This is a genomic window from Hymenobacter sublimis (assembly GCF_023101345.1).
GTDB classification, from domain to species: domain Bacteria; phylum Bacteroidota; class Bacteroidia; order Cytophagales; family Hymenobacteraceae; genus Hymenobacter; species Hymenobacter sublimis.
Genome location: NZ_CP095848.1, coordinates 2488994 through 2511377, shown reverse-complemented (window position 1 = coordinate 2511377; position 22384 = coordinate 2488994). Strand labels below are relative to the sequence as shown.

17 protein-coding genes and 2 tRNA genes are annotated in these 22384 nt (G+C 58.7%); 8 read left to right on the top strand and 11 right to left on the bottom strand.

Annotated features, from left to right (window positions below; genetic code table 11):
- Nucleotides 1-122: 122 nt before the first annotated feature.
- Nucleotides 123-1013: an alpha/beta fold hydrolase gene (locus tag MWH26_RS10480; RefSeq protein ID WP_247974234.1), complete on the top strand. Its 891-nt coding sequence runs from the start codon at nt 123-125 to the stop codon at nt 1011-1013.
- 337 nt (nt 1014-1350) lie between these two features.
- Here the strand turns inward: MWH26_RS10480 and MWH26_RS10475 are convergent, their stop codons facing one another.
- Nucleotides 1351-2361, bottom strand: a complete 1011-nt coding sequence (locus MWH26_RS10475) for a J domain-containing protein (RefSeq protein ID WP_247974233.1) — start codon at nt 2359-2361, stop codon at nt 1351-1353.
- A 279-nt stretch (nt 2362-2640) separates the two neighbouring features.
- On the opposite strand from MWH26_RS10475, the gene MWH26_RS10470 reads away from it, so the two are divergent.
- Complete coding sequence (locus MWH26_RS10470) at nt 2641-5055, top strand: PAS domain-containing sensor histidine kinase (RefSeq protein WP_247974232.1); 2415 nt, start codon at nt 2641-2643, stop codon at nt 5053-5055.
- A 55-nt stretch (nt 5056-5110) separates the two neighbouring features.
- Here MWH26_RS10470 and MWH26_RS10465 read toward each other — a convergent pair whose 3' ends face one another.
- The 4 genes from MWH26_RS10465 to MWH26_RS10450 all read right to left on the bottom strand — a co-directional run bounded on the left by MWH26_RS10465 (nt 5111) and on the right by MWH26_RS10450 (nt 8843).
- Nucleotides 5111-6013, bottom strand: coding sequence for a histone deacetylase family protein (locus MWH26_RS10465; protein ID WP_244696563.1), 903 nt, complete (start codon nt 6011-6013; stop codon nt 5111-5113).
- Between the two features lie 307 nt (nt 6014-6320).
- On the bottom strand, nt 6321-7064 hold the full coding sequence (locus MWH26_RS10460; protein ID WP_247974231.1) for a LytR/AlgR family response regulator transcription factor: 744 nt from the start codon (nt 7062-7064) through the stop codon (nt 6321-6323).
- The gene (locus tag MWH26_RS10455) at nt 7042-8097 is read right to left on the bottom strand and encodes a sensor histidine kinase (RefSeq protein WP_247974230.1); all 1056 of its coding nucleotides are present in this window, start codon (nt 8095-8097) and stop codon (nt 7042-7044) included. The genes MWH26_RS10460 and MWH26_RS10455 overlap by 23 nt, the downstream gene beginning before the upstream one ends.
- Before the next feature lie 269 nt (nt 8098-8366).
- The gene (locus tag MWH26_RS10450; protein WP_247974229.1) at nt 8367-8843 is read right to left on the bottom strand and encodes a DUF4890 domain-containing protein; all 477 of its coding nucleotides are present in this window, start codon (nt 8841-8843) and stop codon (nt 8367-8369) included.
- A 1104-nt stretch (nt 8844-9947) separates the two neighbouring features.
- Here MWH26_RS10450 and MWH26_RS10445 point away from each other — a divergent pair.
- The 3 genes from MWH26_RS10445 (at nt 9948) to MWH26_RS10435 (ending at nt 14741) form a co-directional block, all read left to right on the top strand.
- On the top strand, nt 9948-11519 hold the full coding sequence (locus MWH26_RS10445) for a TROVE domain-containing protein (protein WP_247974228.1): 1572 nt from the start codon (nt 9948-9950) through the stop codon (nt 11517-11519).
- Between the two features lie 1362 nt (nt 11520-12881).
- A tRNA-OTHER gene (locus MWH26_RS10440) sits at nt 12882-13030 on the top strand.
- Between the two features lie 307 nt (nt 13031-13337).
- On the top strand, nt 13338-14741 hold the full coding sequence (locus MWH26_RS10435; protein WP_247974227.1) for an RtcB family protein: 1404 nt from the start codon (nt 13338-13340) through the stop codon (nt 14739-14741).
- Between the two features lie 617 nt (nt 14742-15358).
- Here MWH26_RS10435 and MWH26_RS10430 read toward each other — a convergent pair.
- Nucleotides 15359-15853: a hypothetical protein gene (locus tag MWH26_RS10430; RefSeq protein WP_247974226.1), complete on the bottom strand. Its 495-nt coding sequence runs from the start codon at nt 15851-15853 to the stop codon at nt 15359-15361.
- Nucleotides 15854-16257: 404 nt separating this feature from the next.
- Here MWH26_RS10430 and MWH26_RS10425 point away from each other — a divergent pair, with 404 nt between their 5' ends.
- Complete coding sequence (locus MWH26_RS10425; protein ID WP_247974225.1) at nt 16258-16707, top strand: OsmC family peroxiredoxin; 450 nt, start codon at nt 16258-16260, stop codon at nt 16705-16707.
- 18 nt (nt 16708-16725) lie between these two features.
- Here MWH26_RS10425 and MWH26_RS10420 read toward each other — a convergent pair whose 3' ends face one another.
- On the bottom strand, nt 16726-17265 hold the full coding sequence (locus MWH26_RS10420; protein ID WP_247974224.1) for an MOSC domain-containing protein: 540 nt from the start codon (nt 17263-17265) through the stop codon (nt 16726-16728).
- A 347-nt stretch (nt 17266-17612) separates the two neighbouring features.
- On the opposite strand from MWH26_RS10420, the gene MWH26_RS10415 reads away from it, so the two are divergent.
- Both MWH26_RS10415 and MWH26_RS10410 read left to right on the top strand, forming a co-directional pair.
- On the top strand, nt 17613-18296 hold the full coding sequence (locus MWH26_RS10415) for a Dps family protein (protein WP_247974223.1): 684 nt from the start codon (nt 17613-17615) through the stop codon (nt 18294-18296).
- A gap of 353 nt (nt 18297-18649) precedes the next feature.
- Nucleotides 18650-18731 (top strand) — tRNA-Leu (locus MWH26_RS10410).
- Between the two features lie 214 nt (nt 18732-18945).
- Here the strand turns inward: MWH26_RS10410 and MWH26_RS10405 are convergent.
- From MWH26_RS10405 to MWH26_RS10390, 4 genes are all read right to left on the bottom strand, one after another.
- Nucleotides 18946-20529, bottom strand: a complete 1584-nt coding sequence (locus tag MWH26_RS10405) for an NFACT RNA binding domain-containing protein (RefSeq protein WP_247974222.1) — start codon at nt 20527-20529, stop codon at nt 18946-18948.
- A 33-nt stretch (nt 20530-20562) separates the two neighbouring features.
- Nucleotides 20563-21045 carry a hypothetical protein gene (locus tag MWH26_RS10400; RefSeq protein ID WP_247974221.1) on the bottom strand — a complete coding sequence of 161 codons (483 nt, stop codon included), beginning with the start codon at nt 21043-21045 and terminating at the stop codon, nt 20563-20565.
- A 6-nt stretch (nt 21046-21051) separates the two neighbouring features.
- Nucleotides 21052-21825, bottom strand: coding sequence for an MBL fold metallo-hydrolase (locus MWH26_RS10395; RefSeq protein ID WP_247974220.1), 774 nt, complete (start codon nt 21823-21825; stop codon nt 21052-21054).
- A gap of 124 nt (nt 21826-21949) precedes the next feature.
- A complete protein-coding gene (locus MWH26_RS10390) occupies nt 21950-22327 on the bottom strand; it encodes a response regulator (protein WP_110978142.1) in 378 nt (125 codons plus the stop codon).
- Between the last annotated feature and the right edge of the window lie 57 nt (nt 22328-22384).

Genomic DNA, 22384 nt, shown 5'->3' with positions numbered 1-22384 from the left:
AAAACAGGCGAAAATCGGCGGGGTAAATGGGCTGGGTGCCGATACGGGAAATGGGGCAAACAGTTGAGCTTGCCCCAGCTCTTGCCCGCAGAGTGCGGAAGGAAGCGGATATTTGCCCCCACATGAGTACTTCTACTTCTCCGGCTTCGGCCCCTGTCCCGGCCGCCCTGCCGTCCGCTATTCGTTTGTTGCAGTTGAAATTTCGGCTGCTAGCGGCGCTTTCTACAGAATTGGCTTTTGGTGCCGCCTGGAAGCTGTTTACTACCCCGCGCCGGCTGCCCGAAAAGAAGTGGGAGCCTGCCGCCCTGGCCGGGGCGCGCCGCTTCGAGGTAACCATCAATCGGGGCCAAGTGGCCGCCTACGAGTGGAACCCGGCGGGCCAGCGCACGGTGCTGCTGGTGCACGGCTGGGAGCATCGGGCCAGCTTCTGGGGGGCCATGGCCCGCCACCTGGCCGCAGCGGGCTTTCGGGTAGTAGCCCTGGATGCGCCCGCCCACGGGGCATCCGCCGGTACGCGCGTAACGCTGCCCGCCTACGCCCGCGCCGTGCAGGCCGTAGCCGACGAGCTGGGCGAGGTGTACGCCGTGGTGGCGCATTCCTTGGGTGGGGCTGCCACGGCTGGTGTGCCCGTGCGCTTTAACCAGACCAAGGGCGGCCAGTTGCCCCGCTTGGTATTGCTGGCCGTTCCGGGGAGCACCAGCGCCGTGGCCCAGCGCTTCGCTGAGCTGCTCCAGCTGCCCCCGGCAGTGGTGGCCCGCATGGCCCGCTACGTACGCGAGCAGCACGGCCGCGACGCGGAAAGCTTCAGCCTCGTCCGCACCGGCCACCGCTTGCCCGTGGGCCGTGCCATGCTCTTTCACGACCACGACGATGCTAGTATTCCCTTCGCCGAGGCCCAGGAAATAGCCGCCAGCTGGCCCGGCCTCGACTTCCGGCCCACCACTGGCCTGGGCCACAACAAAATCATGCGCGACCCTGCAGTGCTGGAACAGGTAGCCGAGTTTCTACGGTAAGCAAGCACTCCGGCCATCCTCCCGGCGCAGAATGAACCAAATATCACTTCCTGAAGGCTATGAGGCGAAGAGCAGCCGTTTTGCAACGAATTTAGAGCTAAAAAACGTCATGCCGAGGCATGGCCGAAGCATCTCGCGGGCTGACATTGAGGTAGTAAACCAAGTGTCAGCCCGCGAGATGCTTCGGCTATGCCTCGGCATGACAAGCTGAGAATTGCTGTTCACGCGCTCCACCCCAGATTCCTCCTGCGTCGGAATGACAGCGTGGGGAGCGAACCAAGCACAGCGCGCGAGGTACGCCTGGATGTAGGCTGGGAAAAGAAGTGAAGGAGTTGATTTACACCGTTTCGTGACCCTCGGCAGCAAGTTGGCGCAGCACTTCGCGCAGGCCCTCCGGCTCCAGCATACGCTGACGAACGTGGGCTAGGTACTCCGCCTCGGCGCGCAGGTGGCGCTTGAGCTGGCGGATTTCCTGCTCCCGTTTCTTGCCGGTACTCCCGAAAAAGCCGTTTTCACCGAATTTCAGGGCGTTCAGCTGCTGTTTAAGCTCCGTTGTTTGTTGATGCAGGGCCTGGGTGTAGCGCGCCAGCACGTCGTCGTCGGTGGCCTCGGTGGGGCCGGCTTCCGAGAGTAGCTGCAGCAGGGTGTACAGGTCGTTGGTTTCGTAGGCCTCGGTAATGCGCTGCATCAGAGCCGTTTTCTGCTGCTGGGCGGCTGGGTCGCGGGCCAGGTCGGGGTGATGCAGGCGGGCCAGCTGGCGGTAAAGGGTTTTGGTGTTCGACAGCAGGCGCTGCTGCTCTTCCCGGGCCTGCTGGGCGGCCGCTTCCTCGGCTTTCTGGGCCTTGGATTTGCGGCGGGTGCGGGCGTGGGCCGCCGCTTGCTCGTGGGGCGGCAAGTTGGGGTCGATGGTAGGGGTAGGGGCCTCGGAGGCAGGAGCATCATCCGCTTCCTCCACCCGGCGGCGCGGGGCGTATTTACGCAGAATATCCTCGGCATCTTCCCCAAACCTATCCTGCAGGGCCCGCGCATTGCCGACTATCACCTCCTGAATCTGGCGGTGCTCCAGGCGGCTGAAGTAGTCGAGCAGCAAGGCTTCTTCCAGGGGCCCGAACAGGGCGCGGCGGGCTTCCACCACGGTAGCCGCCGCGGGGCCCACCTGCTGCCAATAGCGGCGGCGCGCTTCGGCCTGCTCCTGGCGCACTTCCCGCAGGCGCTGGCGCAGGCCTTCTACCTGCTCCACGGCCGCCCGAAACGCCTGCTGGGCCGGGGTGCCGGGCGCTTCTCTCGGGGCTGAAACGGGTAGGGCGTTGGCGGCGGGCAGGTCGGTGGCGGGGTTATGCAGATTCATGGGGCAAAGGTAAGGCAGGAGTTACGTGAAGCCGGCGGGGTAGCAGGCGCAGGGCCACTACCTAAAACCAGCCCCGTTTGTACCCGTATATTCTGGGTAATAGCTCCCAGGTAATTAGAACTTTTCCCGCTTATAGGTGCTGAGCAGGGCCTCTTGGTGACGCAGGTGTTAGTGTAGCGCTTCAACTGGGGCTGGTGTGCTACTTTCGCTTATTGTTGTACGGTGTATCTATGGTAGCTTTTCTAGGCTGCTGATTTCGCGTAACTCTCTTATCTCTCCGTGCTTTCACTTCCGCTGAGTCTGGCTCCTGCCGACGAGTTGTTGCCCGCATTGCTGGATCTATCAATTAGTGGCATCGTGTGTTACACGCCAGTGCTGGATGCCACGGGGCAAATACTGGACTTCGTCTTTTCCTACGTCAATCCAGCGGCTCAACGCCTGCTGGGGATGCCGGCGCAGCCTACCACTACGTATCTGCAGCAGTTTCCGCAGGCGAGGAGCAGCGGGGCCTTTGCCTTCCACGTCGCGGCATTCGGCTCCGATGAGCCCCGGCACTATGAGGAGCTCTACCAGGATGAACAGTATGACACCTACTGCCGGGTAGTGGGCCGCCGCCTGGGCCAGCACCTGCTGGTGAGTTTTTCCTTTAGCCAGGAGCACAACGAGCGCGCCGCTGAACAGGCCCTCCGCCAGAGCCAGGCCCGCGAGCAGGCCGCCCGGGCGGAAGCCGAGCGGCAACGAGCAGAGCTGACGAACATATTTGAGCAGGCGCCCGTGGCTATTGCCATCTTCGAGGGGCCCGACCATGTCATCAAACTGGTAAACGCGGCCCACCTGGAGCTTTGGGGAAAAACGGCCGCGGAAGTATTGCATAAGCCCTTGTTTGAAGCCATTCCCGAAGCAAAGGGAGCGGGCTACGAGGAGTTGCTGGCCGGAGTCATGGAAACCGAAAAGCCCTTTGTCGCCAAAGAGCTGTCGGCCAACCTGAAGCGCCACGGCCAGCAGGAGCTGGTGTATTTTGATTTTGTGTACCTGCCGTGGCGAACTGAGCAGGGCACCGTATCGGGCGTCATTGTGGTGGCTACCGACATAACCCAGCAGGTAAAGGCTCGGCAGCAGGCGGAGGCGCTACAGGCCGATTTGGTGGCAGCTACCCGGCACCAGGTGCAGGAACGCAACACCTTGTTTCAGGTATTCGCGCAAACGCCGGCCGCCATCTGCATACAGCGCGGCCCAGACCACCGGTACGAATACGCTAACGCCGCGTACCTGCAGTTTTTTCCGGGACGCCAGATTCTGGGCAACACCGTTGCGGAGGCCATTCCCGAAACCGTGGACAGCGGAGTGCTAGCCCTGCTCGACCACGTGTATCAAACCGGCGAAACGTACTACGGCGAGGAGCTGCCCCTGCTGATTGCTCAGCCTGAGGGCCCGCCGAAGCTGATGTACTTCACCTTCACCTACCAAGCCTTCCACGAAAACGGGGAGATTGTGGGTATTTCCACCTTTGCCTACAACGTAGCGGATCAGGTGCTGGCCCGGCAGCAGCACGAGGTTCAGCAACGCCGGTTACATGAACTGTTTGAGCAGGCGCCAGTAGCCATTGCTATTTTCCGGGGGCCGCAATACGTCATTGAGCTGGCCAACCCGGCCGTGTGCGCCATTTGGGGCCGCACGCCGGAGCAGGCCCTGGGCACTCCCTTATTCGAGCTGCTGCCCGAAGCGGCGGGCCAAGGCTTCGAGCAGTTGCTCGATGGGGTAATGGCTACCGGCGTGCCCTACGTCGCCAACGAGCTGCCTTCCCACATTGATCGGCACGGCCGCCGCGACTTGGTGTACTGGAACTTTGTGTACCAGCCCTTGCATGATGGGGGCGACCAAATTACGGCCGTGACGGTGGTGGCTACCGAGGTAACCGAGCAGGTGCTGGCCCGCCAACGCGTGCAGGACCTAAACCAGGAACTGGCGGCTTCCAACGACGAGCTCAGCAAAACCAACGCCCAGCTCACGCGCACCAACATCGACCTGGACACCTTCGTGTACACGGCCTCCCACGACCTCAAGGCGCCCATCACCAACATCGAAAGCATCATGCTGGCCTTGCGGGAGCATCTGCCCAGGGAAGTTCAGCAGCACGAGCTGATTAGTCATTTGCTGGACCTGCTCGACCACACGGTGGCGCGCTTTCAAACTACCATTGCCCAGCTTACCGACCTCTCCAAGCTGCAATTGGCCCACGCCGCCCCTGCCGAGCCGGTGCTACTCGCGGCGGTGGTGGAAGATGTACGCCTGGACCTGGCCCCCGACCTGCAGGCCGCCGCTACCCAGCTCATGGTGGAAGTAGCCCCGGATTTGCTGATTTCCTTTGCCCCGCAAAACCTGCGCAGTATCGTGTACAACCTGCTCAGCAACGCCGTGAAGTACCGCGACCCGAACCGTTCGTCCAGGGTGCAGCTGCGCGCCGAAAGCACACCGCAATACGTGCTACTTACCGTGCAGGACAATGGCTTGGGGCTGAACGAACTGCAACAACGCCAGCTGTTTGGCCTGTTTCAGCGCCTGCACACCCACGTGGAGGGTACGGGTGTAGGCCTCTATATTGTGAAGCGCTTGATAGAAAATGGGGGCGGCACTATCAGGGTGCAGAGCGAGGTAGGGGTAGGCTCAACCTTTACGGTTTCGTTTCCGGTGTAACTCCGGCCGCCTCCTTTGTTCATTTTTACGCTGGCGAGCCTGCGCCCGGAGTAGGCTACCCAAACACTTCGTAGGCCACCCGGAAGGTGGTACAGTGGGCATCCACAATGTCGCGGAGCTGCTCAGAGTAGCCGCCGCCCATGCTCACGGCTACGGGCAGCTGGTGCTGCTGGCAGAGGCGCAAAACGTATTCGTCGCGGCGGCGGCAACCGGCTTGGGTTAGGGCCAGCTTGCCGAGCTTGTCGGTAGCCAGCACATCAACGCCGGCTTGAAAGAAGATGAAATCGGGCTGAACTTGGGCGAGTAGGCGAGGTAGGGTGTCGTGCAGCATGCGGAGGTAAGTTTCGTCGTCGGTGCCCAGGTCCAGGGCCACGTCCAGGTCCGACTGCTCCTTGCGCAGGGGGTAATTGGCGCCGGCGTGCATGGAAAAGGTAAATACGCGCGGCTCCTCCCGGAAAATGCTGGCCGTGCCGTCGCCCTGGTGCACATCTAGGTCCACTACCAGCACTTGGCGCACCAAGCCGTGGTGGAGCAGGTGGGCGGCGGCAATGGCTATGTCGTTGAGCACGCAAAACCCCTCGCCCCGGTCGCGGAACGCGTGGTGGGTGCCCCCGGCCAGACTCAGGCCAATGCCGTGCTCCAGGGCCTTGCGCGCCGACTGCACCGTGCCGGCCGAGCTGCTCAGGGAGCGGCGCACCAGCTCCGGACTCTGGGGCAACCCCAGCCGCCGCACCTCCGCCGCCGAGAGCTGCAAGTCCCGCACGCGCTGCCAGTACTCCATGGAATGTACCCGCAAAATATCCTCCTCGGCGCACAACCCCGGGTCGTAGAAATCTTCCGGTGGGGCAATGCCCTGCCACAGCAACTGCTCCCGAATCAGGGCATATTTGGCAATAGGGAAGCGGTGGCCGGCGGGCAGTTGAATGCTGTAACGGTCGGAGGTTGCAAGGCAGGGCATTAGGCGAGAGGAATCGGGGTGCCGATTTGTACGGCTGACGAGCGGAAAAGCTGTGGCGTCGGACGAAAGCCGCGTAACTCAGCGCTACGTACGTTTCTCCTGGTTCCGCTGACTTTCGGTTCTGCGCTTACCAGAAACGGAGTAGCGTTTCTGGCACTATCCGCCCGTCATCGTGGGGCTGGCTTTTCTGCTTACGCCTTTCCTATAAGCCCGTCATCCTGGGCATTCCGTGCATCAAGCGGCGACGAAGGACGACGGGCCTTTTTATTCGCTCAATCACCATTTCACCATGTCACCATTTCACCCCCTAGTGCATGTTGCGCTCCTCAATCAGTTTGAAGAAGGCCTCCGCGTATGATTCGCCGATGGGGATAATGGCCTCGCCCATATAGATGCGGTTTTTGCGGATGGAGTCAATGTGGGCCACGGCCACGATGTAGGAGCGGTGCACGCGCACGAAATCCTGGGGCGGCAGGCGGTCCTCGAAGGCCTTCAGGGAGTTGAGAGTAAGAATGGGTTTGGCCCCGGCGTAAATCTTGATGTAGTCCTTCAGGCCCTCCAGGTAGCGGATGTCGCGCAGGTTGAGGCGCTGGGTGTGGTAGTCGGCCTTCACGAAGATGTAGTCGTCGTGGGGGGTAGCACTGGGCGCGGCCGGCGGGGTAGGGGCCGGGGCGGCAGCCGGCTCGGGCTGGTGGGGCGCCAGGCGTTCTTGGGCTTTCTGGGCGGCTTTCACGAACCGCTCAAAGGCAATGGGCTTGACCAGGTAGTCTAGGGCATTCAGGTTGAAGCCTTCCAGGGCAAAGCCCTCGTAGGCGGTGGTGAAAATTACGAGGGCCTGGGGCTGCATGCTGCGCACAAACTCGATGCCCGTGAGGTCGGGCATTTGAATATCGAGAAACAGCACATCTACTTGTTCCTGTTGGAGCACCGTCATGGCTTCGAGGGCGCTGCGGCAGGTGCCCACCAGCTCCAGAAACGGTACGCGCTCCACGTAGCTGGTGAGCAGGCGCAGGGCCAGGGGTTCATCATCAACGAGCAGGCACCGGAGCATACGCTAAAGTCAGAGTGAGTTCTACCATAAATTCATCGTCGGTTTCCTCTACGTGCAGCTGGTGGCGGCCGTCGGGGTAGAGCAGGTGCAGGCGCTGGCGCACGTTGGGTAGCCCGATGCCGGAGTTGGGGTCGTGGCCGCCGGTGCGGGGAAAGCGCGAGTTCTGCACCGTGAATAGCAATTGGTCTTCGCGCACAATCAAATTCACGGCAATGCGCGAAAAGTTCTGGGCGCTGATGCCGTGCTTAAAGGCATTTTCCACGAACGGAATCAACAGCATAGGCTCAATTAAATGCCCATCCAGAGGCCCATCCACGGTAAACCGAATGTCTACTTCCTCGGGGTCGAGGCGCAGGCGCTGCAAGTCAATGTAGGTGCGCAGGTACTCCGTCTCGCGGGCCAGCGGCACCCTAGCGGCGGCCGACTCATATAGCATGTAGCGCATGAGTTGGGACAGTTGCATGATGGCCTCCGGCGTGTCGTCTGATTTCAACTGAGCCAGGGAGTAGATGTTGTTGAGCGTGTTGAACAGGAAGTGCGGGCTTACCTGCGACTTAAGAAAGGCCAGCTCGGCCGTGAGTTGCTTGTTTTCCAGGTCGCGCCGGGCGCTATCGGCGTCAAACCATTCGCTGGTAATGCGCAGGCCGCTACTAATAATCCAGACCAGAATGCCCATCACCCACAGACCCTGGGGCGGCCGCGAGTAGTGCATGGCGCCCGGCGGCCGGTGGTGCATGGGCTGGATAATGCCCGCCATCCGCAGTAGCATGGGCATGTACATCAACCCCAGCAAACCCAAGGCTACCAGGAAATAAAGCGCAAACTTCTTCCGGGCAAAAAGGCGCGGAATCAGCACGTAGTAATTCAGGTAGAAGTAGCCCGCCAGCTGCAGCGGCAGCGTCAGGTGTCGTAGCTGAAATGGCGGCGGGTTATCCGACAGCAGACGCGGAATAAAGGCTACCCCCACCCAGGCCGCGACGTGCACAACCACGCGCAGCACCCGCTGACGAGTGGTTTTGTTCTTGCTTAACATCAAGTGGCTGGCTGTGCTTACAATCGGTAAGAATACGAAGGGCCTTGGAAACCCGTGCCGCTGAGCCGCACGAAGGACCTACTTCCGTCAGAGTAGGCCCCCAGTAGCGGGCCGTTTAAACTGGAGCAGGTCTTTCGTGCGGCTCAGCAGCACGGGTACGGGTCAGGAATTAAGCAGCGCCTCTCATGAACATGTCCTGCTTCGACTATTCGGCCGCCGGATCAAGCACGATGGTCTAGCATTTTTCAGACACTATCTGGTTGCGCCGCTTAGCGGGTGCCGCCGGCTGGCGGGCCGGGGCGGCGCATCCGCTCCTGCTTTTTGGCCTGGTACTGCTGAAATTGCTCGGGCGTGAGCACTCCTTGCAATTTAGCATTGGTGCTTTCATCGAGGCTGCGCATTTGCTGCATGCGAGCCTGACGGTCGGTAGTTTCGCCGCTGGCGCGCAGGGTCTGCATCTGTTGCATTTGCTCTTGCTGAATAGCGGCCACCTTAGTTTGCTGGTCGGCCGTGAGGTTGAGCTCCTTGGTCATTTCCGCCAGCATGTTGCCGCGTCCGCCCCGGCCACCCGCACCACCACGGCCTTCTGTGGGAGCCGTGGCGTCAGTGGCAGTGCCTTTGGCTTTCACCTTGTCTTTCTTGGCTTTGACTTTGGTTTTAGCGGGAGTGGTCTGGGCCAGAGCGGCGGGAGCGGTAGCGCCGGCCAGCAGACCGAGCAGGAGGGAAGTTGCCAGAAACTTTTTCATAGGGTAGTAAAGGAAGAAAGAAGAAGTAAACGCTGACCTGGTTTAGTAGATCAGTGCTCAAACCTACTCCTGGCCTTTCCGGGGCGCTAAAAACATCTACTAACCCCGTCATTTCCTCGACGCTACCCCCGCTTTAGCTGCAACAGCAGCTGCACAAGGTTAGAGCTGAGGTGAACAGGACTGATATGCAGAGACGCGACACTTCGCGTCTCTTCGTTGAACGGTCTGTACCGCATGTGGCGCTAAGCAGGTTGTTCTGGTAGCAGACGCGAAATGCGCGTCTGCTGCTACACCGTTACACACTATGCAAAAACTCCTTAATCAGAATGAAATATCGTTTGTCTGGTAAAGCAAAAGGGTAAAAATTTAGTTTTATTCTTTCTAAATAATTAATAAAAACCTTGAAATAAACCTTTGAAAGGGCATTTAATTTATGTGTGAAAAATATTTTAAAAATTTATGAACCAAACTTGTTGGTAAGAAAATAACTTTTCTACCTTTGTCGCGTTCAACAGCCCAAACGCTAACGACTTTTACACCTTTCCTGTCATGTGCCGCCACTTTAATCAAGATATGCCATCACTCAGCAAGCTGGATCGGGAGATTCAGCCGGGGTTCGGCGCGCCAGCAGACAGGTAAGGTTTCTACTCTAGAACCATCCTCCGCAAACGCCCGAATCATATCAGATTCGGGCGTTTTTGTTTTCATCTTCTATCTATCCTACTTCCCATGATGTTATTCTCTTTACCCCTCGCACTCCATCCGTATTACCCTCAATTGCCCGCGACTATCAGTCGTTGCGACTTGGCAAAACGGTAGTAAACCGGAGTAGCAGCAATGGCTAAAGGCTAGCACCTCTGCGTAAGCAAACACGGTGTAAACTTGGCTTAGTCAAATTAATTTATCTGGTTATTTAAAATAAGATCATCCTATTTTTGGGGTGTAAAGGGAAAGTATTGTCTTTGATTTTCTAAAGTTTTATTTAATAATTCGTGCGTGAATTATGCTGGAAAAAGTGTGTGCTTTCCTAGGTAAAAAGTACGAGTTATTTATTCTGGTTATAGCCGTCATTCATTAGTACTCACTGCCTGATTTTTCTATCCGATGCGTTTCAACTTCCCCTTCCGCCCGCCTACTCCGGCTCCGGTGCTCAACCACGAGGGTGCACCGGCTACTATGCTCACTCCCGCGCTGGAGCTGTACGCCGCCGTGGCTACTGCCGCCCTCAGCGACCAGTTCTACGAAACCGCCGATACCCGCTTAGTGCGTCTGCGCGAATTAGTGGCTCGCAACGATGCGGAGTTCGTGGCCCGCCTAGCTGTGTATGCCCGCGAAAGGCTGTATTTGCGCTCCGTGCCGCTGGTATTGGCCGTAGAGCTGGCCCGCTTGCACCAGGGTACCAACCTGGTCAGCCGCCTGGTAGCTCGTGTGGTACAGCGCCCCGACGAAATCACGGAGCTGCTGGCCTATTACGCCCAAGCCAACGGCCGCACCGGCCTCAAAACCCTCAACCGTCTCTCCAAGCAGGTGCAGAAAGGGTTGGCCCAAGCCTTCAACCGCTTCGACGGCTACCAACTGGCCAAGTACGACCGGGCCGGCACCGTGCGCCTCCGCGACGCCCTGTTCCTGGTGCACCCGCGCCCCGCCGACGAAGGCCAGCAAGCCTTATTTAACCAGCTGGTGGCCGGCACCCTCCCTACGCCCTACACCTGGGAGACTGAATTGTCGGCTCTGGGACAGGTAGGATTTACGTCGGAGGCAGAGCGGGCGGCCGCTTTCCGCCAGAAGTGGACGGAGCTAATTGGTAGCGGCAAGTTGGGCTACATGGCCCTGCTACGCAACCTGCGCAACATCCTGCAGGCTGGTGTACCAGCCGAGGCAGTAGCGCAAGTGTGTGCCACCCTCGCCGATGCGCGGGCCGTAGCCCGCAGCAAGCAGCTGCCCTTCCGCTTTCTGGCCGCTTACCGTGAGGTAAAGGCTTTGGAAGCAGGCACGCTGCAGTCGGTGCTGATGGCAGTGGGGTTGCGCCAGAGCCCGGTGCCGCAGGTGCTGGAAGCCCTGGAAGCGGCCATCGGCCACAGCGCCGCCAACCTGCGCGGCTTCGGCTCGGAAACTCGGGTAGTGGTAGCTTGTGACGTGTCGGGCTCCATGCAACAGCCTATTTCTCAGCGCAGCAAAGTGCTGTACTACGACGTGGGCCTGGTGCTGGGCATGCTCCTGCAGAGCCGCTGCCAGAACGTGGTAACCGGCATGTTCGGCGACACCTGGAAGCGGCTGACGCTGCCCCGTGGCCCCATTTTGCGCAACGTGCAGGAGTTTTACCGCCGCGAAGGCGAGGTAGGCTACAGCACTAACGGCTACCTGGTTATCGAGGACTTGCGCCGCCGCCGGGAGGTAGTAGATAAGGTAATGCTCTTCACCGACTGCCAGCTCTGGAACTCTCACTTCAACGGCACCAACATGGCCAAAGAATGGGCGGAGTACCGGCGCACCGTTGCTCCACAGGCCCAGCTATACCTCTTCGACCTAGCCGGTCATGGCACCGCGCCCCTGCAAGTACACCCCGAACAAGGTGCAGCCCTGATTGCCGGCTGGTCGGATAAGATTTTCGACGTGCTGGCCGCCCTCGACAATGGCGGATTCGCTCTTACCGAAATCGAACAGATAGTGTTGTAATGGGCAACTAGAATATCCCATTTAACTGTCACACGGCGCCCTGCGAAGCATCTCGCCCGGCTAACAATAGAACAGCTGTAGAGACGTGACACTTCGCGTCTCGGCGTCAGAACGACCAGGAACCGCGCAGTCTAAATAACGTCAGCAATGACAAGACGCGAAGTGTCGCGTCTCTACAGCCGGGCAAAGAAGCGCCAGATGCTGCGGTAGTACTGACATCAGATCAAGTAATCAGGCATCATAGAAACATGTCTGTCAACTAATTATCCTCCGTGTTGCATAGTTCTCCAGCATTCCTATCCCATTATTTCTACCTAAACCACGCGGCCCCGGGAGTGGCTTGCGGCAACCCGAAAAGCGGTGCCACTCCCGGGTTACGGCCCGACAATACCTACTCTAATGAACCGAGAACTACAACAATAAATAGCCCATAGCACCCTCGACGCCCTGGCACGAGGCAACTACGAAAACCCGGTGGCCCGCTGAAAAACGGCAAACTGGTAGAAGTCCAAACAGAACCGTGCCAGAAGTTCGAAACGCCGTTACCCCGTAAAATGGCTAAAATATAGCTGGAGCGTAGTTTTTTACGTTTTTCAGTATATCATAATCATCTTTTGTAACGTTCATAGCCATGAAGTTCTCTTACCAAACTCCTCGTATGGTAACATAAGTACTCCCAGAAGCTATGGCTTCTACTGCTTGGGACGGCGGCTGACCACCTGATGGCTGCCGCCGGCCGGGGCGGCTTACCGCCGAAGCGCTGTGCTTCGGCGGCCCGCTCCAAACCGGCTGACTTCCGCCCGTTTGGGTGCCGTAGGCAGGCGTTACTTCGTCTTGGTTGAATACACCGGCATCCCCGGTGTAGGGTTCGATTCCCATCCCGCAGTTCCGGCTGCGGGGTACTCGCCAGCCGCTTGTTGCCCCAACGCAGAGGGTCAGCCGCATTATCACCCTGCCGGGTGTCGTAGGGCAGCGTTACTTCGGGTCGCCCGTTCGATTCGGGCCAGTCCAATCAGGTTGTTTCTCTTGGACTGTAGCTCAGCTAGGTAGAGCAGAACGGCCTTCGGGCCGGTCATTTCGCTGCTCGTTTGTTGCCCCGGTAGGTTTTGTTTTTTCCGCGGGAGTGGGTGCCGTAGCCAGGCCATACTTCGCGCTCTTAACGCCCAGGTCGCGGGTTCGAATCCCGCTGGTGGCTGCTTCGGTGGCCGCTGTAGCTCAGTCAGGTAGAGCAGGATAAAAGGCCTGGTGCTTGTTAGCCCCACCCCCACGGAAAATAAAAAGGTGAGTGTCGGAAGAAAGCGCTACTTCGTTGGTTGGCCTTCTGTAGCCCGCGGGTTCGAATCCCGTCTTGTCCGACTGCGGGCAAGTGGCTGAGTGGTCAAAAGCACCCAGTTTACAGAACGCTTTTCGCTGATTACCTCACCGCTGGTACTATCTGTTCGGGTGCCGTAGGGCGACCATACTTCGCACTGTGGTTGCCCGGGTCGTGGGTTCGAGTCCCACCAGTTGCTACCCTTGGGTGGTGGCTGTAGCTCAGAAGGTAGAGCAGGATATAGGGGCCGCCCACCTGTTGCCCCGAACAGATTTTTTTGAATACTCTTGAGCGGCCGGAAGGTGTCGTGGAGCAGGCATACTTCGTCTGAAAACCTAAGGGCCTGTCCGCCTTATTACCCTTCTAACCGCTCTTTTTCTCTGGCTTTCGGATGCCGTAGGGTCGCGTTACTTCGGCCTGACTGCGGGTGCACACCCACCCCTCAGGATACGCGACTCGCCCGTTGCTCCGCAGCCGAAAATTTCTTCTAGTACATTCTTATTCGCATGGCCTCACAACTACGCGGCAACGACCTTCGGCAGCTTGGCTTCCCGGAAGGTCGGGCCATTGGACTCGCGCTGGCTCAACTGCAGCGCAAGCACCTCAAAAAACTTTCCCAAACCGACCAGCTAACCCTGCTCAAAAGCCTGCTGGCTGACCCTTCTACCTACCTCACCCACCTCGACTGGAGCCACACGGCCGCCGCTTTGCTACCCCCGCCCAGCCGGCACATTGCCCTTACGGAGCGCAAGGAATACGCTGTATTTGGCGCCGAGTACATTGAGCAGGGTGCCATCCATCAGATGGAAACGGCCATGAAGCTGCCCGTAACCGTGGCTGGGGCCCTCATGCCCGACGCTCACCACGGCTACGGTCTGCCCATTGGCGGGGTGCTGGCTACGGATAACGCCGTAATTCCCTACGCCGTGGGTGTGGACATTGGCTGCCGGATGGCCCTGTCGGTGTTTGCCTTGCCGCCTAAGTTTCTGGAGCAACGGGTACAGGAGCTGCGTAAGCTGCTGCTGGACCACACCAAATTCGGCAACCGCGACGTATTCCGCCACGGCCAGAAGCTGGGGCACGCCGTCCTCGACCGCCCGGAGTTCCAGGAAATTCCCTTTCTGCGCAACAAGCTCGACACGGCCGCCGCGCAAATCGGCTCCTCCGGGGGCGGCAACCACTTCGTGGAGTGGGGCGTGGTCGACATCACCGACCCCGCCAATGAGCTGGGCGTGCCGGTAGGTCAGTACCTGGGGTTGCTTTCGCACTCCGGCTCCCGGGGGCTAGGGGCCAGCATCGCCAACCACTACACCAAACTGGCCCAGGATACCTGCCAGCTACCCGCCGAAGCCCGCCACCTCGCCTGGCTCGGCCTCGACACGGAAGCCGGACAGGAGTATTGGGCGGCCATGAACTTAGCCGGCGACTACGCCTCGGCCTGTCACCACCAGATTCACCAGCGCCTGGCCAAAGCCCTCGGCGAGCGGCCCCTGGCCAAAGTGGAAAACCACCACAACTTCGCCTGGAAAGAGCGCCTGATGGACGGCCGGGAGGTAGTGGTCCACCGCAAAGGAGCCACGCCGGCCGGCAAAGGGGTGCTCGGCATCATTCCGGGCTCCATGACGGCCCCCGGCTTTATCGTGCGGGGGCGGGGCGAGGCGGCGTCCTTGTCGTCGGCTTCCCACGGCGCGGGTCGGCAAATGTCGCGCACCCGGGCCAAGCAGGAGCTGGGCGAGGCCGAAGTGCGCCGCTACCTCCAACAGCACGGTATTGAGCTGCTGGGCGGGGGCGTCGATGAGGCGCCCCAGGCCTACAAAGACATTCACGCCGTGATGCAAAGCCAGACTGAGCTGGTGGATGTGCTGGGCTCCTTTAGCCCGCGCATCGTGCGCATGGAAGGCGGGGTGTAGGGTTTTGTTACACATGAAAAAGGCCCCGATGCATTATCATCGGGGCCTTTTTCTATTTCGATGCAGCTAAGGTCGGTGACGCCGGTGACGGTACACCGCCGTGACATGGTAGGTAGAAGTGGAAAATACGCCCGGGCCGTGGGATCGAACCGGCAGAGCTGGTAGCAAATCAGCTAGCAATAACAGCGCTACAGCAGTAGCCGCCAGGTTGGGAGTGGAGGCACACGAGTTCATGCTCAATGAAGTAAGACATACGCAACACTGGAAATGGCCTGCTACCGATGTGTGGGCGCAAGGCACTAAAGTATAGGACGGACGCCGAACAGTACCTGGCTTAGAAAGCCAGAGAACATAAGGCTGCCCTATATACGTTGACAAAGATAGAAGTGGATTTACTAATCAGCGGATTTTCCGGGTTTAAACTGGGTGTATGCTCGACGAACTAGGCTTTATGGCCTATAAATCAATAATACAGCCTTCTAAAAAGAACACAAATTTATACGCGCCTGGCTATGTAATGCGACACTTGTTAAGCCAGAAAGACGTCAGCAGCTTGCCCGTGGTGGGGCAGGGGTATGTTGACCCGTTGCTGAGTTAGTAAGAACTTATGGTCCGTATTAGCTAGCCGCGGAGTTTCCCCGGGCCGACGTGCTTTTGGCTGGCTGGCTCGATTCAAGAGCAGTAAGCAGCCGGGCTACCTCAGCCGCCTCGGCCGTAAAGGCCGCATGCCGGGCCTGTAACAACGCCTGGGCCGTGCTGCCGCTCCGGACCAACTCCATGCGGGCCTCCTCGGCAAACTCGCTGAGCCACACCGGGGGAGTGGCCCGACCAGGAGCTAGTACGGCCGTCAGGGTTGGTAGAGAGGCTAGTCGGCGGCGGGCCCAGGCGGCGCGTTCTGGCATCCGGCTCAGTTCCAAAGCCATCTGCTCGGCGCGGTGCTGACAGGCGCGCAGGTGTTCGCGCAGAGCTACGGTATCAGCCGCCTCGGGCGTTGGCTCGGCGGGAGTGGCCTGCTGGGCCAGCGTAAGCGCGGCCTGGGGCAACGAGGCGGCCATGGGCAGCTTCCGCACCCCGCGCTCCACCTGCGACACCATGGCTTTGCTGAGTTCCATACACCGGCCCAAACCAGCTTGGCTCAGACCAAACCACGCCCGTAGCCGCGGCAACGGGCTAATCGGTTCATCACGCATAACAAGGATTGCTTTACTACTGAAAAACGTGCAAAAATAGTAAAGCAGCTGTCTGGTAAAGAATTTTCTTGTCAGGATTTGCTTGAAGTAAAAAGCTAGGCATCTAGGGCAGCTCAGGGGTATCCATTGGTTCCGGCTGGTGTGCTTGTTGGCCTAAACAACCAAGGGTAGGCACTCGGGAGCAATGGGCTACCTTTTTTAGATTATGCCGGGAATTTTGGATTTATATTAGCGGACAACTGTTTTGCTTGTTGCAATTCGCTATGGCAGCGAAGTCAGGTTCCCACAATTATTATTTGATTAGTTAGCTTTTTCAGTAGATAATCATGGCTGTTTCCCCCATTAAGCGTACAGCTACTGCTCGCTGGCACGGCCGTGGTACCGATGGCACGGGCCATCTTACCACCGGCAGCACTATTCTTGACAACTGTCGCTACAGCTACCATACTCGTTTTGAAGAGGGCATTGGCACGAACCCGGAGGAGTTGATTGCTGCGGCTCATGCGGGCTGCTTCGCCATGAAGCTGGCTTTCGGCTTGCAAGCGGCCGGCTTTAGCGTCGAATACATTGATGCCCGCTGCGAAATAGTGCTGCAAGAGGGGTGCATCCGCGAATCGAACATAACGGTAGAGGCATCGGTGCCGCGCCTACCTGCCGCCCGGTTTCAAGAACTAGTGGACGATGCCCGGCAAAACTGCCCAGTTTCGCAGGTGCTGCGCGTTGATACCCGCTGCACCGCTCAGCTGCGCGAGGTGCAGCAGACAACCACCAGTTAGCGCCAGGAAGCTATGCCATTAGCTGCCTGGCTCCGCTGGCGGTGTGGGCTCTATCCGCACTAAGTCGCCGGCGCGCATGAGGCCTCCCTGCACAATGCGGGCCGTAAGACCACCGTGGCCGCGCATGGCATTATAGCCGCCCGGACCCAGTTCTTCCTCCATGCGGGAGCAAGGGTGACACTCGCCCGTAATTTCCAGCACTACCTCTTCTCCGATGCGGATTCGCCGGTTTTTCAGGGCCAGCAGGTTCAGCCCGCTCACGGCCAGGTTGCGCCGCAGGCGGCCCGGGTCAACAGGCTCAGGCAGACTCAGGTAGCCCGCTACCGCCGCTAGGTGCTCATGCTGAATCAGGGTTACCTGGCGCTTGCCGCCGGGCTTGGGGCGGGCATGGTCGCCGTGCAAATGGCGGTCGGTTTCGGCCGTAGCTTCGGCCACCGCTAGCATTGGCTCGCGCCGCACGGGCCGCAGTCCAATCCACTCCAGACGCCCAACTTGGGGTAAGGTGTTCAGCATCTGCGCAATTGTTGATTTATCGTCGCCGAAAAAAGGAAAAGGCATAACAAGGCTAGTTTACAAGTAGCAGTCAAGAACGGCCCATCAGGTCATGTTGCCGTTAATGGAACACGGTAGCGGAAGCCTACCTGGAAAGGACGGGCCGGGCGGGGCTCAGCGCAACTACGAAGTTACTCTCTGCGCCGGCGCTGGCAACCGCAACCGTCCGCCCACTCGATCAACTAGGCCCGAGGGCTGACCGCTGAGCCTAGCTAGCCCGGGGTAAGAAACGTGCTGCCTTCGGGGTAAATATAGCCGCCGCGCTAACCTGCGCCGCACTTATGCGTATGGTAACACGGCGGTGCGCTACTGGCTGCCCGCCCTTCTCCGTACTTTATTTTCCTGCAACTATCATGGCCAAAACCACCGCCAAAAATGCTGCGGCCGCATCGGCTGCCCCTACTGCTTCGGCTACTAAAAAGGCTGCTTCCTCGAAAGATAATGGCGCTGCCAACGGCCAGACTGGCCCAAGTGTGCAGCCCATCCTGAACCAGCAGTTCAACGCGCCTGCTCCTCTGCAGAAGTATGGCACGGTGTCGCAGCGCCTACCTATTGGCCTGGATGCCAACATTCGCCAGGAGAGCGTGGAGATGCTGAACCAGATGCTAGCCGACACTTGCAGCATCCGCGACATGTACAAAAAGCACCATTGGCAGGTAGTAGGCCCTACTTTCTACCAGTTGCACCTGCTGTTTGACAAGCATTACGAGGAGCAAGACGCTCTAATTGACATGATTGCCGAGCGCATCCAGATTCTGGGTGGCGTAGCCGTGGCCATGGCCGCTGACATTGCCGAGGTGACGAGCATCCCGCGCCCCCCGCGCGACCGGGAAGAAGCTCCCGTGCAGGTTTCGCGCCTGCTGGAGGCTCACCAAATTATTCTCAAGAACTGCCATGACTTCGCTAAGCGCGCCGACGAATCTGGCGACGACGGCACCAACGACCTGATTGTGAGCAATGTGATGCGCACCAATGAAATGCAGGTATGGTTCGTCTCGGAGCACGTAGTAGACACGCCCCTGGCCCGCGCTGAGTAGCTGCTTACACTTCCTATTGCACCAAAAAAGGCTCCCGCGCGGGAGCCTTTTTTGCGCACTATAGCCTGGGAAGGCTTATGCACTGTGAAGATAGACGCAATAGTAGGAGTAGGGAGTTGAAGCAAGCTGTGAAACGGAACAGCTGAAATCAGTTGGAAAAACATAGCAATTGTTTCCGGCTGACGCTGAGGCTGAAACCTTAGAATAGAAGCTAAATCAAGGCTTGCTTCCGAAAAAATAGCCTACCGGATTTGGAGCCTAGCCTTCAGCCCTCTACTTTTGTCCTCGATTCGCCGCCTCAGTGAATCCGAAAGCCTCGGCTTTTGCCAGTGAAAGAGTACTTACCATTATCTGCGCACGTGGTGAAACTGGTAGACACGCCATCTTGAGGGGGTGGTGCCTTCGGGTGTGGGAGTTCGAATCTCCCCGCGCGCACTCTACAACAGCCCCGCTTCGGTTTCCGGAGTGGGGCTGTTGGTTTTTACGCGGCGGCCATCGTAGCCGAGAGTTTTACTACTGATAGGTCCCGTAGAACCCTTGACTTGAAATGATCTTCCTGCTTGCCACCCCGCGCTACCCTAGCAATAGGTCAGGTACTTTCAGTTGCTGGCATACATAAAAGCTGCTACCCAAAAATCTGCCTGCATACTTACTCTGCCCGTTCAAACGGATTGGCGGGTACTACTAGCAGTACGTTTTCGCGTTCCACTACTACTTGGCCGGCAATGGCGCCCTTGGGCTTGCGTACAAATTTCTTGGGCGTGTACGTGACCGGGCAGAGGGAGTCGTTTTTGCGGCGCGAGTACCAGGCAGCCAGCTGAGCGGCACGTTCCAGCACCGGCGCCGGCACCGCGTGGCCAGGCCGCTGCCGCACTACCACGTGGGAACCCGTGACGTCCTTGGCGTGCAGCCATAGGTCGTCTTTGTGGGCGTAGCGCTGAGTGAGTAGGTCATTGTTTTGCGCATTGCGGCCTACCAGAATGGTAAAGCCGCTGTCTTCGAATACCTTAAACGGCAGCTCTTGAGCTGCTTTGGCCGCCGAAGCTGGATCGAGGCCGTGCTGTTTGCGCCACTGCCGCAAGGTGCGTAGCTCGCCAGCGGGTAGGGCTGCTAACTCTTCCAGACGCTCCAAGCACCAGAAGGCTTCCGTTTCACGGCGCTCGGCGCGGGCGTTGAGCTCCCGGGTTTCCAGCTGCTGATTTTTGGCTTTGCGGTAGAGGTTCTGGGCCGTGCGCTGGGGCGTTTCGGTAGGCTTAAGCTTGATCGTGCGCGGCTGGTTATCCTGGTAGAAATCAACGACTTCTACCTGCTTGGCGCCGGCCGGAATCTGGGTGAGGTGGGCCATAATCAGGTCGGCGGTTTGGCGGTAGCCCACGGTATTTTCCAGGGCGTGTAGGCGGCGTCGGGCGTGCTGGGCGCTGGTAGCGGCTTCATCGGCGCGCTTTTCTAGTTGCTGGCGCAACTGCCGTAACTCGGCTTCGTAGGCGCGGCGGTTGAGCAGCAGCGGCACGAAGCGACGCAGCGCCCCAATGGGGTCAGTTGCTGGCAGGGTGTACTCTACCTCGCCCACGGGCAACAAACTCAGGCGCGTGCGGCCGTCCAGGCGAATGATGTAGAAAGCCGCCGGGTTTTCCAGCTCCAGCACGGTTTCGCGTACAAGCTGCCACTTGGTTTCTAGCGGGGCGGGGTCATAGCCGCGAGTGCGCAAGTAAGCCAAAGCCACATCGTTGAGGCTGGGGTAGGCCTTAAGCGGATTGGCGGGCAGCTCAGTAGGCCTGAGAGGGGTAGGGGCCGCAGCATCGACCACCGGTAGTAACTCCGCATCGGCGGTGTAACGCTGATGAAATAATTCGGCGGGCGCCTCGGGGGTAGGGCGGAATACCGCGTTGGGTCGGGTGCTGTATAACTTGAACAAAAGAGTGGCCCCACTCTGAAAGCTTAGCTGTAGCACCCGGTCGTTAGGCCAAGCGGCCACCGCTGCTACTTGCTGGCCTAGCAGTTCTGGTAGCAGGTCCACAGAGTTCTGCCGGGCCCGGTGAAACGATTCGGGCATCGCCAGCATGGGGCCAGCCGCGGCCAGGTGTGCCTTTAGCCAGAATTCCTGCGCACCATTTGTCAGGCCAATCACCAATTCATCCTTCTCCTGCGAAAAGCACGTTGCTACCGTGTAACCGGCCAATTGTTGAGCAAGAGCCGGCGCAAGTTGGCGCAGAAAGTAATAGTTGGTGTGCATGAAATAGGTAGGAAGCTACGATTCAACCACTTGCTACAGAAAAAGTAAGCGAGTGAGAATACGCCTATTTTCAGCTGCCGCAAGCCGGAACGGCAGCAGTGTAAACAGGATGATGCAGAGTGGAAATAGAAACGGAAGTAATAGCTGTGGTAAGTGAAGTTTACCGTCAAGCATTGGCTCCCATAACAAGGCAGAAACGCCCATTGCTATCAGAAAGGAAGAAATACTACCAAACCCAAAAGCTATCAGACTTGCGCGCTGCCGAAGCAGTAACACAGTGCCAGAACCATATGGATTCGGTTCGATCCAGCCGGTAACTTGCGGCCACGTTGCCCAATTAGTGAACATAGAGAGCCGCCAGATAGCAAACCTATTGGCCTGAATTGTACCTCGAAAAAGCTCTTTTTGAGGGATAAAAGTAGAAGAGCAGGCTGTGTTTGCTTCGACAATGCGTAGCACATCCTCAGGCGCGAGTTTCGATACGAGGATGTCTTCTGTTGATGGTATCCACCACATAATAAACTAAACCTGCACTGTCACGCGCAGGCCATCATACGCCAGCTTGATGAAGCTGGGTAATTCGGCCTCAATTTCGCGGTGACGACCCAACTGGTGGCTAATGTGGGTGAGGTAGGCGCGGCTGGGAGCCAAGTCTTCCAGAATAGCCACGGCTTCCCGCAGGGTGAAGTGGGATATGTGCTGCTCGTGGCGCAGGGCATTCAGCACAATGACTTCGGAGCCACGCATGCGTTCCAGGGCCTCCGGCCCGAGGTGGTTGGCGTCGGTGACGTAGGTGAAACTGCCTACCCGGAACCCTAGCACCGGTAGCTTATAGTGCAACGCCCGAATTGGTTGAAATTCTACGCCTTCTACCCAGAAGCTTTCCGTGTCGCTGAGGATGGGGTGCATCTGGACCTGCGGAATACCGGGGTACTTGTGCTCGGAGAAGATGTAGGCATACTCGCGCCGGAGCTGGTCCAGTACCCGCGGCTCGGCGTGCAGGGGCATGTCCTGCTGCTGGCGGAAATTATAGGCCCGGATATCGTCGAGGCCGCCCGTGTGGTCCTTGTGCTCATGGGTGAACACCAGCGCATCCAGGTGGTTGATGTGCTCCCGCAGGGCCTGCTGCCGGAAATCAGGGCCCGAATCGATGATGATGCTTTTGCCTTGTACCTGCAGATGCACCGACACCCGCAGCCGCTTGTCGCGGTAGTCCACAGATCGGCACACTAGGCAGGAGCAGCCAATGACGGGCACGCCCTGCGACGTGCCCGTACCAAGGAAGGTGATTTCCATGAGAAATAGGGTCTTGGGGTCCTGGGGTCTTAGGGTCTTGGATGATGTGCCACTACACAGAAGTGAGTGTAAGTAAAACCGCCATCCAAGACCCTAAGACCCCAGGACCCCAAGACCCAACTAATTAACCGATGTACTGCTTCACCACACGCACGAGGGCATCAAAGTCCAGGGGCTTAGGCAGGTAGTCGGTGACACCGGCTTCCCGGAACTGCTCCATAGAGTAGTTGTTGGCGTTGCCGGTAATGGCAATAACCGGAATTTTGGCAATGCGCGGGTCGGAGTGGCGGCGGATTTCGCGGGTGCATTCCATGCCGTCCTTCACGGGAATGTTGATGTCCATCAGCACGCAGTCAATGGGCTGACTTTCCACCTGCTTAATGACTTCGCCGCCATTTTTGGCCGAGACAATGCGATACTTCTGGAGTTCCAGAATTTTCTTGGTCAGGTTCAGGATAACGGAACTGTCCTCGGCAATCAAGATAGTTTTAGAGTCGGCCATGAGAGGGAGAAAGAGTGGATACTTCGGTGAGGGGTTGTGAGGATGTTGTCAAACGCC

What these genes read in the sequence shown, in the direction of transcription:
- MWH26_RS10465 (WP_244696563.1), bottom strand. Translation starts at nt 6,013, where the DNA reads ATGCCCTGCCTTGCAACCTCCGACCGTTACAGCATTCAACTGCCCGCC.
- MWH26_RS10445 (WP_247974228.1), top strand. Translation starts at nt 9,948, where the DNA reads ATGCGTTTCAACTTCCCCTTCCGCCCGCCTACTCCGGCTCCGGTGCTC.
- MWH26_RS10455 (WP_247974230.1), bottom strand. Translation starts at nt 8,097, where the DNA reads ATGTTAAGCAAGAACAAAACCACTCGTCAGCGGGTGCTGCGCGTGGTT.
- MWH26_RS10435 (WP_247974227.1), top strand. Translation starts at nt 13,338, where the DNA reads ATGGCCTCACAACTACGCGGCAACGACCTTCGGCAGCTTGGCTTCCCG.
- MWH26_RS10460 (WP_247974231.1), bottom strand. Translation starts at nt 7,064, where the DNA reads ATGCTCCGGTGCCTGCTCGTTGATGATGAACCCCTGGCCCTGCGCCTG.
- MWH26_RS10390 (WP_110978142.1), bottom strand. Translation starts at nt 22,327, where the DNA reads ATGGCCGACTCTAAAACTATCTTGATTGCCGAGGACAGTTCCGTTATC.
- MWH26_RS10430 (WP_247974226.1), bottom strand. Translation starts at nt 15,853, where the DNA reads ATGGAACTCAGCAAAGCCATGGTGTCGCAGGTGGAGCGCGGGGTGCGG.
- MWH26_RS10480 (WP_247974234.1), top strand. Translation starts at nt 123, where the DNA reads ATGAGTACTTCTACTTCTCCGGCTTCGGCCCCTGTCCCGGCCGCCCTG.
- MWH26_RS10415 (WP_247974223.1), top strand. Translation starts at nt 17,613, where the DNA reads ATGGCCAAAACCACCGCCAAAAATGCTGCGGCCGCATCGGCTGCCCCT.
- MWH26_RS10400 (WP_247974221.1), bottom strand. Translation starts at nt 21,045, where the DNA reads ATGTGGTGGATACCATCAACAGAAGACATCCTCGTATCGAAACTCGCG.
- MWH26_RS10425 (WP_247974225.1), top strand. Translation starts at nt 16,258, where the DNA reads ATGGCTGTTTCCCCCATTAAGCGTACAGCTACTGCTCGCTGGCACGGC.
- MWH26_RS10420 (WP_247974224.1), bottom strand. Translation starts at nt 17,265, where the DNA reads ATGCCTTTTCCTTTTTTCGGCGACGATAAATCAACAATTGCGCAGATG.
- MWH26_RS10405 (WP_247974222.1), bottom strand. Translation starts at nt 20,529, where the DNA reads ATGCACACCAACTATTACTTTCTGCGCCAACTTGCGCCGGCTCTTGCT.
- MWH26_RS10450 (WP_247974229.1), bottom strand. Translation starts at nt 8,843, where the DNA reads ATGAAAAAGTTTCTGGCAACTTCCCTCCTGCTCGGTCTGCTGGCCGGC.
- MWH26_RS10475 (WP_247974233.1), bottom strand. Translation starts at nt 2,361, where the DNA reads ATGAATCTGCATAACCCCGCCACCGACCTGCCCGCCGCCAACGCCCTA.
- MWH26_RS10395 (WP_247974220.1), bottom strand. Translation starts at nt 21,825, where the DNA reads ATGGAAATCACCTTCCTTGGTACGGGCACGTCGCAGGGCGTGCCCGTC.